The organism is Paenibacillus piri (genome assembly GCF_004354045.1).
In the GTDB taxonomy this organism is placed as follows: Bacteria; Bacillota; Bacilli; order Paenibacillales; family NBRC-103111; genus Paenibacillus_S; species Paenibacillus_S piri.
This window is the reverse complement of sequence record NZ_SMRT01000002.1, coordinates 453,526-467,528: the sequence shown is the minus strand read 5'-3', so window position 1 is coordinate 467,528 and position 14,003 is coordinate 453,526. Positions and strand designations below refer to the sequence as shown.

Below are 14,003 nucleotides of genomic sequence, written 5' to 3'. Positions count from 1 at the left end.
GTTGTAATCGCTGCGAATGCGAGTTCTTATAAGCTGGTACGCCAAAAAGTCGGAGCACCCGATGTATCTGACTTTCCCAGATACCATCAGATTATCCAACGTTCGCAATGTATTGCATTTTCCCAAAAAACATTGTATTGCATACCGCACTTCTCACCCCTGCTACTGCTTGTCATCTTCATCGACGAATCTAATGTTATCCAACTGGCTGCGCAGTGAATTTTTGAACGCTTCAATATACCGCTTGCGAAGTGTATTCCGCTCATCCAATTCTTCGTCCGTCAAGCCGACGTTTTTTGCCTTGCGGGCCAATTCATTTATTCGTCTGATGTCTAGTTCGTGTTCCGTTTCGTTATTCATGCCAGTCCTCCCGGTATGTCGAGCCTATGCCGTCAAGATTAGTCCGCCGACTGAATGCCGGCGAATGCATCAAACTCTACTTTGACATTACGGGTATCGATTGTCAAGAGCTGAACGGCACTTGCAATTATGGAAGCAGCAAAACCTGGCCTTCTTGCAATATGTTCGATTTCAAACCGTTCAGCTTCTTCAATTCATTAATATATTCACGGACATCCTGTCCCTTATGTACATGTTGACCCGCAATGGACCAAAGCGTATCGCCCATGACGATCTCGACGGATTGATTCGCGGTAGGGCTGGAAGCGGCGAACGCGTCCTTCTCTCCGCCAATCATAGAGGCGCAGATGAAGACGATCAGTATTATCGAAGCCGCCGCAGCCAGTCCAAAAAACTTGGACAGTCTGGAACGGCGCTCATTGTTTGCATGCATATTGTTAACAGACGAGCCGGCAGGACGATAAGCAAAATGATCATTCAAAACCATCATTATCCACTCCCAAACATTTGTTCTTGTTTTTAATTTAACACGAACATCTGTTTGTGTCAATCGTTTTTTCGAACTTATGTTTGTACGAACTCCGGTTCTGTGTTATACTTTTTTCAATAATTACCCATGTGGGAGTGATACTGATGAGCAAGCTTTCCAATCGTCAGACGGCGATATTGGATTTTATCAAGAACGAAGTAAAAGACAAAGGATATCCCCCATCCGTTCGCGAGATTGGCGAGGCAGTCGGTTTGGCGTCCAGCTCTACAGTTCACGGACATTTGGAACGACTGGAGAAGAAAGGGCTCATCCGCCGCGACCCGACGAAACCGAGAGCGATTGAAATTACCGACGGTTCCTCTGCAGAAGGAAGCCAGTTCGCGCTCACGGTCACCCGCGTTCCGTTAATCGGACGGGTAACGGCCGGCGTACCTATAACAGCCACGGAGAACATCGAGGATTACTTCCCGCTGCCGAGCCACTACGTCGGCGACGATAATGTATTTATGCTTAGCGTTATCGGCGAGAGCATGATCGACGCCGGCATCCGCAACGGCGACTATGTAATCGTGAGGCAGCAGCCAACGGCCAACAACGGGGACATCGTCGTCGCCATGACAGAGGATGACGAAGCTACCGTCAAGCGCTTTTACAAGGAGAAAGACCATATCCGGCTGCAGCCCGAGAATACGACCATGGACCCGATCCGGCTCAAGCAGGTTACCATTCTTGGCAGAGTCGTCGGTGTATTCCGCGATATCCATTAATTGACGGATCGCTATATTTAAATACCTGAAACAATAAAAGCCAAGAAATCGGTACCGTCGCCGACTCTTGGTTTTTCAGTTTGCTTTGCAACAATCAAGGATAAACGGCTCCGCCGTCCCTCGGGACGAGCGTGTTTGTCAAGGTTGTGCGAAGCTAAGTCTAATATCTTATACTTTCAACTAAAAAAGCCCCCGAATATGCAGGAACAAACGTTCCGTTACATATTCAAGGGGCTTTCGGATTTATTACAATCCGATCATCGAATGTTAATAAAGCGTCAAATATTGCTCCCGCTCCCAATCGTGAACTTGCGTGCGGTAAATATCCCATTCGATTTCTTTCAGCTCGACGAAATGAGCCAGCGCATGATCGCCCAGCGCGTCGCAAATGACATCGTCGCGAAGCAGCTCGTCGATCGCCGATTTCAAATTGACGGGAAGGCTTGGAATCCCTTGATCCTCGCGCTCGTCCTCGGTCATAACGTAAATGTTGCGGTCAACCGGCGGAGGCAGCTGCATTTTATGCTTGATGCCGTCCAATCCGGCTTTCAGCATGACCGCCAACGCCAGGTACGGATTGGCTGCAGGATCGGGGTTGCGTACCTCGACGCGCGTGCTCAAACCGCGGGATGCCGGAATCCGGATCATCGGACTGCGGTTGCTGGCAGACCATGCAACATAGCAAGGCGCTTCATAGCCGGGCACAAGACGCTTGTAGGAGTTGACCGTCGGGTTCGTAATGGCCGCAAAAGCCCGGGCGTGGCGCAAAATGCCCGCCATATATTGTCTTGCTTCCGCGCTTAAGCCCAGCTTGTCGTTCTCGTCATAAAACGCGTTCGCCTTGCCTCTGAACAGCGACTGGTGGCAGTGCATGCCGGATCCGTTCACACCGAACAGCGGCTTCGGCATAAACGTGGCATGCAGACCGTGCTGTCTGGCAACCGTTTTAACGACGAGCTTAAACGTCTGAATCTGGTCGGCGGCTTTGATTGCATTTTCATATTTGAAGTCGATTTCATGCTGGCCCGGGGCAACCTCATGGTGGGAGGCTTCGATTTCAAAGCCCATTTCCTCCAGTGTCAACACGATCTCGCGACGGCAGTTTTCCCCCAAATCCATAGGCGCCAGGTCAAAATAACCGCCCTGATCGTTAAGCTCCATGGATGCATTGCCTTTATCGTCGGTTTTGAACAGGAAAAACTCCGGCTCCGGCCCGACATTCATCGCGGTAAAGCCCATTTCGTCGGCTTCCTTTAAAACCGTTTTCAAGATCCCGCGAGGATCCCCTGGAAACGGTCTTCCGTCCGGCAAATAAATATCGCAAATCAACCGGGCAATGCGGTCTTCCACGACCCACGGAAACACGACCCAGGTGCTCAAATCCGGATATAAATACATATCGGATTCTTCGATGCGTACATAGCCTTCGATCGAGGAACCGTCAAACATCATTTTGTTGTCAAGCGCCTTCTCCAATTGACTTACAGGAATTTCCACATTCTTGATCGTTCCGAGCAGATCGGTAAACTGAAGGCGGATAAACCGCACATTTTCTTCCTTCGCAATGCGCAAAATATCCTCTTTTTTGTAATTCTTGTCCGTCACTGTGAAATCTCCTCCTTATAAAATTTGCAGCATCTTAACAGCGCGTGTTGGTAAATCGGCTCTAGAGCGGACATGCCCTTAGGGCAAGGGCGACGCCTGTTACTTTTTGAAAAACCTCGAAAGCTCGCCTTGAATCAATGAAACTTGACCCCGCTTGCCGCCGCCCAACAGCTGTTGCTTCAGCATGCGGTGAAGCTGGGAGTCGGAAAGCTCCCTGCGTTTGACTTCCGTTTGCTCGTTGAGAATGGTCGCGTCCTCGGAATCTTTGGACACCGGAAGGAGCACCTGCTTAATGCCGGCAATGTTGACTCCTTTTTCAATGAGGTCCTTGATTTCAAGCAGCCGCTCAACGTCATTGAACGAGTACAAACGTTGATTCCCGCCAGTTCTTGCCGGTATGATAAGCTCATGCTGTTCATAATACCTGATTTGCCTTGCCGTTAAATCTGTAAGCTTCATTACAATGCCAATCGGGAAAAGCGCCATATTACGACGTATATCGTCCGTCACAACTCATCACCTCTAATCTGAAAAGCTACCTTCATTGTAACCTTCCTACATAAACGTGTCAAGTTATGTTAGGTTCATGCAAGATGTTTCATGTGAGCATATTTTACAAAAGGCCGCGGTCCATCATGTTGCTTAGTGCCGTCAGCACGCCCAGCTTGCAATGCGAATAAGTTAACCCGCCCTGCATATAGGCGATGTAGGGCTCGCGGATCGGCGCGTCGGCGGACAGCTCCAGGCTCCCGCCTTGAATGAAGGTGCCGGCGGCCATAATGACCGGATGCTCGTAGCCTGGCATGTCCCAAGGCTCGGGGATGACATGGGCGTCAACGGCGGATGCTTGCTGAATCCCCTGGACGAACGCGATCAAATGCTTGTCGCTCGTAAATTGAATCGCCTGAATTAAATCGGTCCGCGGATCGCTCCAGTGCGGATGCGTCACGAAGCCGAGCTGCTCGAAGACGGCCGCCGCGAATATCGATCCTTTCACCGCTTGTCCGACCAGCATCGGGGCCAAAAACAACCCTTGATAAATCGACCGGACAGTTCCAAGCATCGCCCCGACCTCTCCGCCGATCCCCGGGGCGGTCAGCCGGTAAGAGGCGAGCTCCACATATTTGCTTTTACCGGCGATGTATCCTCCGGTTGCGGCGAGCCCGCCGCCCGGATTTTTGATCAGCGAGCCGGCAATCAGATCCGCGCCAGCTTCGGTCGGCTCCTGCAGCTCGGTAAATTCTCCATAGCAATTATCGACGAAGACGATGACGTCAGGATATAGTTCTTTCACGAAGCGGACCATTTCGCCGATCTGCGCGACGGTAAAGGACGGCCGCCATGCGTAGCCGCGCGAGCGCTGGATGCCGACAACCTTGGTCCGCGCCGACAAACGGCTGCGGATCGCATCGTAATCGGGCCGTCCGTCCGGCAGCAGCGGCACCTCGTTATACGAGATGCCCCAATCCTGAAGCGAGCCGCTGCCATCTCCGGGCTTTCCGATCACTTTATGCAGCGTATCGTAAGGCCTGCCGGTAATCATCAGCAGCTCGTCACCCGGTCTCAGCACCCCGAACAAGGCGGTGCCGATCGTATGGGTCCCCGACACAAAATGCGGCCGCACCAAGGCGGCCTCTGCTCCGAATACGTCGGCGTATACCAGGTCCAGCACTTCGCGGCCGCGGTCATTGTAGCCGTAGCCGGTCGATCCGGAAAAATGATAATCGCTAACTTTATGCTTTTGAAAAGCGCGAATGACTTTCCATTGATTCCGGTCGACAATCCGGTCCAGCTCTTTCGTTCTTCCCTCGATCGTCCGTTCGGCATTGTCCATCCATGCCGTAATGCGCTCATTAAACATGCCCGGTGCTCTCTCCCTCTTGATGTGCCTGAGCATCCGTCGCATAGGCTGCGAGCAAATAGCCCAGCTTGCCGTATTCCTTGTTATTTAACCTTACTTGAAACAGCATGTCGCTGCCTTCCACTTCGTTGTCCAGCACTTCCCCGACCCGGTAAACGAGCGAGATGACGTCGCCTTTATCCGCCGGAATCCGGAACGTTTTGCAATCGCCCATCAGCTTGCTCTCAATGGCGCCGCACACTTTCTCCAAATCGTCCTGACGATAAGCCGAAATGCGCAAAAATTCGCCGTCCGTCGTCAGCATTTCCGTCTGCTCCGGGGAGCACTGATCGATTTTGTTAAACAGCGTAATTTGCTCCGTCTGATGAGCCCCCAGCTCCTGAAGCACCTGCTCGACGACGATCATTTGGGTCGACATCATCTCGGACGAGCTGTCGACAACATGCAATATGAGATCCGCTTCGCATGCCTCCTCCAGCGTAGCACGGAACGCGGCGACCAGATCGTGAGGCAAATTTTGAATAAACCCGACCGTATCGGTCAGCACAATTTCTTTGCCGCCCGGAAGCTCCAAATTTCTCGAAGTCGGATCGAGCGTAGCAAACAGCTGATTTTCAACGTAGACGTCCGCATGAGTCAGCTGCCGCAGCAGCGTAGACTTGCCGGCATTCGTATAGCCGACCAGCGCGACCTGGAACACACCCGTTTTCTTCCTGCGCTCACGGTGCAGCGTCCGGTGCTTCACGACCTCCTGCAGCTGGCGCTTCAATTCGCTGATCCGGTCGCGGATATGTCTGCGGTCGGTTTCCAGCTTCGATTCCCCAGGGCCGCGCGTACCGATACCGCCTCCCAGTCTGGACAGATTGCTTCCTTGGCCCGACAGCCGCGGCAGCAGGTAGCTGAGCTGCGCCAGCTCGACCTGGATAATCCCTTCCCGCGTTTTGGCGCGTTGGGCAAAAATATCCAATATAAGCTGCGTCCTGTCAATAATTTTTACATCGAGAAACTGCTCGAGATTGCGCACCTGCGCACCGGACAATTCCTGATCGAAAATGGCGGTATTCGCCTGATGCTCGTCGATGAGCAGCCTCAGCTCCTCGGCCTTGCCTTTGCCGACGAACCATTTGGAATCGATGGATTCCTTGTTCTGGGTCATCGTCGCCAGCACCTCGACACCGGCGGTTTCGGCCAGACTCACCAGCTCGGACAACGAATACTCCGCATCGTAAGCCTCCTGCTTTTTTTGCTGGGGCGTAACCAGACTCATCAATACAGCCCGGGGCTGTTCATGTTCAATGGCATGCGTCGTTGGTTTCATATGCTTCACCTATCCTTTCAGAAACAACAAAAAGAGACATTCACAGTTATTGTAAACGTCCCTATTAGCAATTACAACTTATTGCATTTTTCATACACATTCTTTCCATGCAATTGAAAGTGCCGACAGCAGGTAATCACGACGAGTCCATCATCCTCATATTCATAAAATCGGACCGCGCAAACGAATTGTCCTTGCTCTTGTCGAATTGAATATCTTCCGGATAAATGCTCATCAGCTCCGTCCTGCTCGGCTTCGAAACATGGCGATTCAGCAGTCTGACTGCCTGGTGCCGGATCGCCTTCTCAATCACGTTGCGGACATATCGGGCATTGCTGAAATGATAGCTGTTCGCTTTTTCGTAATGAAGATGCTCCTTAAGCTTCCTTAACGTTTCAGGCAAAAACGAATATTCGCGTTCATTCAGCATTTTTTCGGAAATTTGCAGCAGCTGCTCGATCGAATAGTCCGGAAAATGAACCTGGATCGGGAAACGCGACGGAAGACCCGGGTTCGTCATCAGAAAGTTCTCGATTTCATCCGTATATCCCGCAAGAATTAAAATAAAGTCGTGCTTGTAATCCTCCATTCCTTTGACGAGGCAGTCGATGCATTCTTTCCCGAAATCTTTCTCCCCGCCTCTCGCAAGGCTGTACGCCTCGTCGACGAATAAAATGCCGCCCATCGCCTTCTTCATCATTTCCCGCGTTTTTAACGCCGTATGCCCGATATATTCGCCTACCAAATCCGCCCGCTCCACTTCGATTAAATGCCCTTTGCTCAGGATGCCCATCGATTTGAGAAGCTTGGCGATAATCCGCGCCACGGTCGTTTTGCCGGTACCCGGATTTCCTTTGAAAATCATGTGAAAAACATGCGAACCTCCCTGCAATCCGGCCTCCTCGCGAAATTGCTTCACCTGCAGCATCGCATAAATTTGAAAGACGAGCTCTTTAATTTCTTCCAAACCGATCATGCTGTCCAATTCCTTGAAAATATCCGAAAACGCCTGGTTATGGGTGAATTTCATTTTCGCTTCTTCCGGCAACGGCTTGGCAGCTGCATCCTGGGTTCGAAATACAACGCTGATTTGATGATCTTTTTGCGTTATTTTACGGTTTTCCGTGCCAAACATCGGATCACTCATGCTCTTCACCTCCGTTGCAACTGTTACACGAAGCGATTGCGCAGTCAGTTGGCAACCCATTAATCCATCATATGCGGCGATGGGCTCCATTCATGCCGTTCCAAATCCGTTCCATCGATTGAAAACATCCCCCGAGGAAACGCAGCCTGTACACATCCGGATTGGACAAACGCTTCCACTCGTCAAAGCCGAAACCGGGTTCAAAACGGTTCAACAGGAGCGCCATGAGATTGCCGTGCGTCACGGCCGCATAACCGGAATGCCCCAGCGCCAGCAGATTATGGATCGCCGAAACGGCACGATTGGCGGCGGTTAAGCTTGACTCTCCCCCCGGATAGCAAAGCTCCGGATCGGCAAACGTCCGTTCCAGACAGGTCAGCCAATCCTCCATCGGCTTCGCGCTCAAAACCCGCTCCGACAGTCTGTCGTCTGTATGAACGTACAGCTTGGCGGCTGCCGCAAACGGCACAATCGTCTGCTGCGCGCACAAACGGACTGGATACGATATATCGAATCGGATAACGGCTTAGCTCGTCCGCAAGCATGTCCGCCTGTTGTCGGCCTTCCGCGGTTAATGCGGCGTCAGCCGCCTGGCCTTCCGCCCGGCAATGACGGATTACATATACGTTTTGCACAGCTCGGGTCAACCTGCCCTTCCATATCATTTATGTATCGCTATAATTTGGTCAGCGCATCCTCCGGTATCATCCCCTCGACGAGCACTTCCTTCGTGCGAATGACGTCGAGCAAAGCCTGCCATTCCTTCTCCGACAGTTCCTTATGATCCTTGGCCATTTTTTGCGAGGACGGCCCGGACTTTTTCTGCTCCTGCTCCGCTTTGCCGACGGCGTCTTTACGATCGCCCTCGAACACATCGAGCATAAAATAACGCATGCCGAGCGACGTGTAAATAGCGGAAATATTTTCGGGATCGATATACGACAGATCGATCAAATACGTGGCGAGCGCATCGAATTCCTTCCCCTGCGGGTTCTTGGCATTGCCGGTGTCGGCCGTGACCGATAAATAATCGGACGGCTTGTGGCCCTGCACATGATGCATTTCCGGGCTCTCGTTTTTGATCTTGTTGCTGCCTGTGCCGCGCGCCTGCTGCTTGTCTCTGGCTCGCGGAAAAGGACTAAGATTGGAAGGATACATTCCGCGTTCCTCATCGTGCTTATCCCCCTTTATTTCATCCCGGTTGTGGCTGGAAACATTACGACGCGTAAACCTCCGGACGAGCTGACCTAGCTTGTCCAGCACAAATTCGTCATTGACGCCGTTGACCGTAATGACATATTGCTTGCCGTTATTTTTGGAGCCCGCATATTTGATATCGTCGCGGGCCAGCGTATCCTGGCGGGCTTTTGCTTCCAGTTCCAGCCGCTCGGCGAGATTCTTCGGCCTGTCGAACGTTTCGTCCGAGCGCTTGGCGGGTTTCTCGCTGCTCTCATCCGCTTCATATTGGCTGAAATCGAGATCGAAATCCCCGCGCTGCCTGCGCAACGCCAGCTTCGCCTCCCGAAGCAGCTGGCCCAGCTCCCGCAGAGCTTTGAAGGTGGCTTGCGAAGTCGGATCATTTTCGCGCATTTTGAGATAGCTTTTCTTCGCTTTGCCGATCCCGAAAGTATCCAGAGTTTCCAGCTCGGCAAGCTCGGATTCACGTTCATTTATAAAGCTCTCGTCGACCTTCCTCACATTCGCTTCGTTTTGCTCCCTGATTTTCTGTCTGCGCGCTTCCTGTTTCTTCTGGTCCGCTTCGGCCCGACGCCCGGAAACGAGCTTGCTCGTATTCGGTCCGGCTCCGGCCGAGTCGCCGAAGACAAGCAGCTCCTGAATGCTTTCGTCAATGGCGTCGTCCGACAGTCCGTCAGCGACCAGCTTGCGCATCCCCTGAATACCCTTTTGCAGCTTCTCTTCGCTCTTTCGAACCCCGTTATGGTGAATCAGCAGCATCGACTCGAACAAACAGTCGCCTGATTTCGACGTCTTGAGCCACTCGGACTCTCCCCCTTTTTTCGTTCCGTCCTGTACGCCGCGGACCACCTCGTAATGGTTGCCCAAGTGAACGAGCGCGAGGCTGCCGACCCCTTTATACGCGGCGCCGACCTGCGTCACCAGACGAAACGTTCCTTTACTGATCACAAATATGGGAGCGTTTATATGCATAATTTCGGCCATCTTCTCCGCTTCCGCCTCGCCTGCCCAGGTGCCCATCCGCTTCATGTCGTCGCGGTAGCCCTGGCGGTCGCCAGGACTTACCTGCATATTCAATTCGGCAGGCGCGTGCTGTTCCGCACCTTTTCCACCCAGCTTGGCCAATTCGCGTGTGAGCGAGAAAATGACGTCGCGGTAAATTTGCACGGACGGATTATTACCGTTTTGATCCATGACCGATTGGGCTTCGGCCAGCTCCAGCTCGATTTTTTTAAGACCGGCGCTGTCTTCCTCGCTGTAGCTGTCCGGAGTTTTGTCCCGCAGCTTCGCGATTTGCGCGCTCAATTCGAACAAATGTTCGAGTTTGTCCTCATCTTTAATGGGAGCCGCTCCCCATTCCTTCAAAATAGCATCCAACAGCGCTTCGTTTCCTTCGGACTGCAGATCGATTACAAGCGCATTGCGCTCGGAAAGGCTCAGCTTGGACGTCTCGATAATGCTCTCCGGGCTATCCTTTTCATTTGCTCTTCGATGGACGTTATCCTTGACGATCGGCATCCGCCGGATCGGCGAATTGCCGCCGGCATGAAGCGACACGGACACAGGCCGGCTCTGCAGCAGCTTGGCCGCCGCGCGATTGCCGATTGTACGCTGAAGCTGTATACCCATATGAGGGGAGAATCCGCCTCCCGCTCCCGCCGCTGCAGCGGTGATGTCCGACTGCCCTGCGCCGGCGTTTGACCTGGCGGCACCGCCGGGCCAGGTCTGTTTGGGGACAGATTTATGTGACGGCTCTGGTGCTGATCTGGACACTAAAACCCCCTCTTTCGACATCAAAATTTCGGATTTTCGGCAATCCGGATCCATCAGCCAAGTCGGGCAGCTTTGGCAATCGTTTCTGACAACGGCATATCGCTCATGGCGGACAGCCGCAGGTCATGCTCTCCGAAGACAAGCGTCGCAGTGACGTCGTTCGGTACGATGACGCAGTACATGCCGGCTGTTTTGGCGGCCAGCGATCCGTTGGGCGAATCCTCGAACGCTACCGCCTCCTCCGGCTGTACCCCCAAACACGATAATGCCTGTATATAAAGAGCAGGATCCGGCTTCACCTTGGCTACATGCTCCTTCGTCCGGATACATTTGAAATAATCAAGCAGGCCGTATTGCTTCAAGTATCCGGTTACCCATGCCTGCGACGAGCTGGACGCCAGCCCGATCTGTAAGCCGAGCGTCTGTGCTTCCTTTAAATAATCCGTAACTCCGGGCCTCGGCTGTACTTCGCGCATACGCTCGGCATATCGCAGCCTGCGCAGGCTGCGGGCCGCTTCACGGTCGTAGGGAGACCCGAGACACTGCTCCAAATGCGTATACGGTTCGAATAAGGAGCCGTCCGTTCCTACACATTGCCCCCATACGTCCAACGTCAGCTCCATGCCGTAATCCGCATACATCGCACGAAACGACTCGTACTCCGGCGTTTCCGTATCGATGATTAATCCGTCAAAATCAAAAACAATCGCTTTGATCAATTCCAGTACACCCCCAACGTATTAATCGCAAGTCTCTCTAAAGCTTCGGCAAAACTTATATAAAATGCCTACCATAAAATGGTACAACGGGATCGCAGAAAAAGGAACACTTATTTGAAAAACGGATCGGCTGTCAGGAAAATATAAGGAAAAGGTAAATTTTGATAAAAGAATTGTATTTTAATGCATTATAATGTATATTTATTCAAATTTATAAATCATAATTTCATCATTAATGAAATGGAAGGTGTCCCCTTATGAATGTCAATCTCCCCTTCGCCGCGGTATCGGCAGCCGAGCTCATTATTCAACTCGAGCGCCTTGCTCTGCATACATGGCCGGCCTCTTCGACTGTTGTCTCCGGCCCCTGGATGTATCGGGTCTCCGGCGGCATTACCAAGCGGGCCAACAGCGTATGGACGGCTGCAGGCCCATCGTTCCCGGACGGAGACTGGCTTGCCGAGGCGGAGCAATATTACCGTGAACGCGAGCAGCCTGTCCTGTTTCACATTAGCGACGCCTCGCCGAGGGCGTTGGACGAGGCGTTAGCCGCGAACGGCTATGCAAAAGAGGTGCCTTGTTCCGTTCTGGTCGCCCGGACCGATACGGTCGTCGCGAATACCGGCACGGACGATGCACATCCTTTTCGGGTAACCGTCCGTCCGCAATATGATGAGGCGTGGTTGTCCAGCTTTTTGCGGATGGAAGGATTCGGCGAGGAACGCCGCGCATTTTACCGCCAGCTGTTCGCGCAGCTTACCCCCTTGGCCGGATTTTTCATGCTGGAGCTGGATGGGCGCAGCGCCGCTGTCGGCACCTCCGTCGTCGAAGAAGGCTGGGCCGGATTTATTAATATTGCCGTCGACGCTTCGCTGCGCGGTCAAGGCATCGGCCGGAGGCTGCTGAACGAAATGGCCGTATGGAGCCGGTGCAGCGGTGCGGAGGGGCTGTATTTGCAGGTGGCGGATGACAATGAGGCTGCGCTCAGGTTATATGCCAAAGCCGGGTATACGAGGCTGTACCGTTACCATTACCGCTGCAAGAATATTTAATGGCCCTTGTCGCATCCTATTGGGGAACGAAACATTTTCCTCAAAAGGAGCGATTATGAATGAGCCCAACGACCCTTACGCCCCAAACGTTTCCGCCGCAGCATCAGGCGCAGAAGCCGGGGATCGAATCGCAAATGAATCCGCTGCCTGCCTTCGAGGACGGACGTTATAAGCCGGCAGGCAAACTAAAAGACAAGGTAGCCATCATTACGGGAGGCGACAGCGGAATCGGCAGAGCCGTGGCTGTAACTTATGCCAAAGAAGGTGCGGACGTCGTCATCGTATATTTAAACGAGCATCGGGATGCGGAGGATACGAAGCGTCAAGTCGAAGAGGAAGGCCGCAAATGCGTGACCGTTGCCGGCGATCTCGGTTCGGAGTCGTTTTGCAGGCAGGTTGTGGAAGAAACCGTGAAGCAGTTCGGCAAGCTGGATATTCTCGTCAACAATGCGGGAGAGCAGCATCCGCAAAAATCATTGGAGGATATCACTGCCGAACAGCTGGAACGAACGTTCCGCACGAACATTTTCGCGATGTTTTATTTGACGAAAGCGGCGCTCCCCCAATTGAAGCTGGGCAGTGCGATCATTAATACGGCATCCATCACCGCCTATGAAGGCAGCGAGCAGCTGCTCGATTATTCGGCGACCAAGGGCGCCGTCGTTTCTTTTACGCGCTCGCTGTCGCAATCGCTTGTTGCGCAGGGCATTCGCGTAAACGGCGTAGCTCCGGGCCCGATCTGGACGCCGCTCATCCCTTCGACCTTCGACGAGCAAAAGGTCGCCAAATTCGGCGGCGATGTGCCGATGAAGCGGGCCGGGCAGCCGGAGGAGCTGGCGCCGGGTTATGTATTCCTCGCCTGCGGCGATTCCTCCTATATGACCGGTCAAATCATTCATATCAACGGGGGCGTCATTGTCAACGGTTAATCCTTATCGACTGCAATTTGTCGCCGCGAAAATCGGGGGCGATGACGCTGCGCGGCACCGCAGAGAGGAAATAGGGTCCGATTACTTTTAGGAGAGCCCCCGGTTATCCACAGAAATGAGTTGCACAGCAATTCTTGACAATAAGAAACCGGCCTGACAATGTCGTCCAGTCCATCGAACGCCACCATGTAGCTCTAACGGACATTATGAGCCCTTAACTGCAGTCAAACGAATAACTTTCAAATATAACGGACCCGGGAGACTCTATTCCGCAGCAAATGGGGCAAATGAACTTCCCGCGCGCCATCATAAGGCTCTCCGGTCCGTTAAAATTTAAAAAGCCCGAAATCAAGGTGAATAACGTCGCTTATGTCCGTTACGCCCTATTTCGAATCGAGCGGCATCTGGGCCCATTACTCCCTGGTTCGAACAAGCGGCATCTGAGTTCGTTGCGCCGCGAATCGGCGGTGTACCTCAGTGTTTTGAGCTTCCGTACCAAAGTATTTTATGACTTAATTCTGTAACAGCTTTACACATTCATACATGTTAAAAAAAAGGGATTGTCCCAAAAGGATATCAGCGAATGAGCCAGTTCCAAACAATCAAGGATAAACGGCTTCGCCATCCCTTAAGGGACGAGCGCGTTTGTCAAGGTTGTGAGAAGCCAAGTATGAGAAACTTATACTTTCGATTCAATGTACAAAGACGCCTCCAAAATCACTATACAAGTGGGATGGAAGCGTCTTTTTGCATGTAGATTCATGTCAAGAGTGGGAGGCAGGAAA

General features: G+C 52.6%; 12 protein-coding genes and 1 pseudogene. 3 read left to right on the top strand and 10 right to left on the bottom strand.

Annotated features, from left to right (window positions below; all coding sequences use genetic code 11):
- Positions 1 to 162 precede the first annotated feature (162 nt).
- Together E1757_RS06925 and E1757_RS36395 are read right to left on the bottom strand one after the other, a co-directional pair.
- Positions 163 to 360: a DUF896 domain-containing protein gene (locus tag E1757_RS06925; protein ID WP_133226111.1), complete on the bottom strand. Its 198-nt coding sequence runs from the start codon at positions 358 to 360 to the stop codon at positions 163 to 165.
- 127 nt (positions 361 to 487) lie between these two features.
- A complete protein-coding gene (locus E1757_RS36395) occupies positions 488 to 850 on the bottom strand; it encodes a LysM peptidoglycan-binding domain-containing protein (RefSeq protein ID WP_246079050.1) in 363 nt (120 codons plus the stop codon).
- Between the two features lie 143 nt (positions 851 to 993).
- Here E1757_RS36395 and lexA point away from each other — a divergent pair, with 143 nt between their 5' ends.
- Positions 994 to 1,617, top strand: coding sequence for a transcriptional repressor LexA (gene lexA, locus E1757_RS06915; RefSeq protein WP_133226110.1), 624 nt, complete (start codon positions 994 to 996; stop codon positions 1,615 to 1,617).
- A 267-nt stretch (positions 1,618 to 1,884) separates the two neighbouring features.
- Here lexA and glnA read toward each other — a convergent pair whose 3' ends face one another.
- The 8 genes and pseudogenes from glnA to E1757_RS06875 all read right to left on the bottom strand — a co-directional run bounded on the left by glnA (position 1,885) and on the right by E1757_RS06875 (position 11,237).
- Positions 1,885 to 3,222, bottom strand: a complete 1,338-nt coding sequence (gene glnA / locus E1757_RS06910; protein ID WP_133226108.1) for a type I glutamate--ammonia ligase — start codon at positions 3,220 to 3,222, stop codon at positions 1,885 to 1,887.
- 99 nt (positions 3,223 to 3,321) lie between these two features.
- Complete coding sequence (locus E1757_RS06905; RefSeq protein WP_133226106.1) at positions 3,322 to 3,732, bottom strand: MerR family transcriptional regulator; 411 nt, start codon at positions 3,730 to 3,732, stop codon at positions 3,322 to 3,324.
- 103 nt (positions 3,733 to 3,835) lie between these two features.
- A complete protein-coding gene (locus E1757_RS06900) occupies positions 3,836 to 5,083 on the bottom strand; it encodes a methionine gamma-lyase family protein (protein ID WP_133226105.1) in 1,248 nt (415 codons plus the stop codon).
- Positions 5,076 to 6,401: a GTPase HflX gene (gene hflX / locus E1757_RS06895; RefSeq protein ID WP_133226103.1), complete on the bottom strand. Its 1,326-nt coding sequence runs from the start codon at positions 6,399 to 6,401 to the stop codon at positions 5,076 to 5,078. The genes E1757_RS06900 and hflX overlap by 8 nt, the downstream gene beginning before the upstream one ends.
- A gap of 136 nt (positions 6,402 to 6,537) precedes the next feature.
- Positions 6,538 to 7,548, bottom strand: coding sequence for an AAA family ATPase (locus tag E1757_RS06890; RefSeq protein WP_133226102.1), 1,011 nt, complete (start codon positions 7,546 to 7,548; stop codon positions 6,538 to 6,540).
- Positions 7,549 to 7,615: 67 nt separating this feature from the next.
- Positions 7,616 to 8,213: pseudogene (locus E1757_RS06885) on the bottom strand (histidine phosphatase family protein).
- A gap of 10 nt (positions 8,214 to 8,223) precedes the next feature.
- Positions 8,224 to 10,518 carry an OTU domain-containing protein gene (locus E1757_RS06880; RefSeq protein ID WP_133226100.1) on the bottom strand — a complete coding sequence of 765 codons (2,295 nt, stop codon included), beginning with the start codon at positions 10,516 to 10,518 and terminating at the stop codon, positions 8,224 to 8,226.
- 53 nt (positions 10,519 to 10,571) lie between these two features.
- A complete protein-coding gene (locus E1757_RS06875; protein WP_133226098.1) occupies positions 10,572 to 11,237 on the bottom strand; it encodes an HAD family hydrolase in 666 nt (221 codons plus the stop codon).
- A 257-nt stretch (positions 11,238 to 11,494) separates the two neighbouring features.
- Here E1757_RS06875 and E1757_RS06870 point away from each other — a divergent pair, with 257 nt between their 5' ends.
- Both E1757_RS06870 and E1757_RS06865 read left to right on the top strand, forming a co-directional pair.
- Complete coding sequence (locus E1757_RS06870; RefSeq protein WP_133226097.1) at positions 11,495 to 12,289, top strand: GNAT family N-acetyltransferase; 795 nt, start codon at positions 11,495 to 11,497, stop codon at positions 12,287 to 12,289.
- A gap of 59 nt (positions 12,290 to 12,348) precedes the next feature.
- On the top strand, positions 12,349 to 13,218 hold the full coding sequence (locus E1757_RS06865) for an SDR family oxidoreductase (RefSeq protein ID WP_133226096.1): 870 nt from the start codon (positions 12,349 to 12,351) through the stop codon (positions 13,216 to 13,218).
- The last annotated feature ends 785 nt before the right edge of the window (positions 13,219 to 14,003 follow it).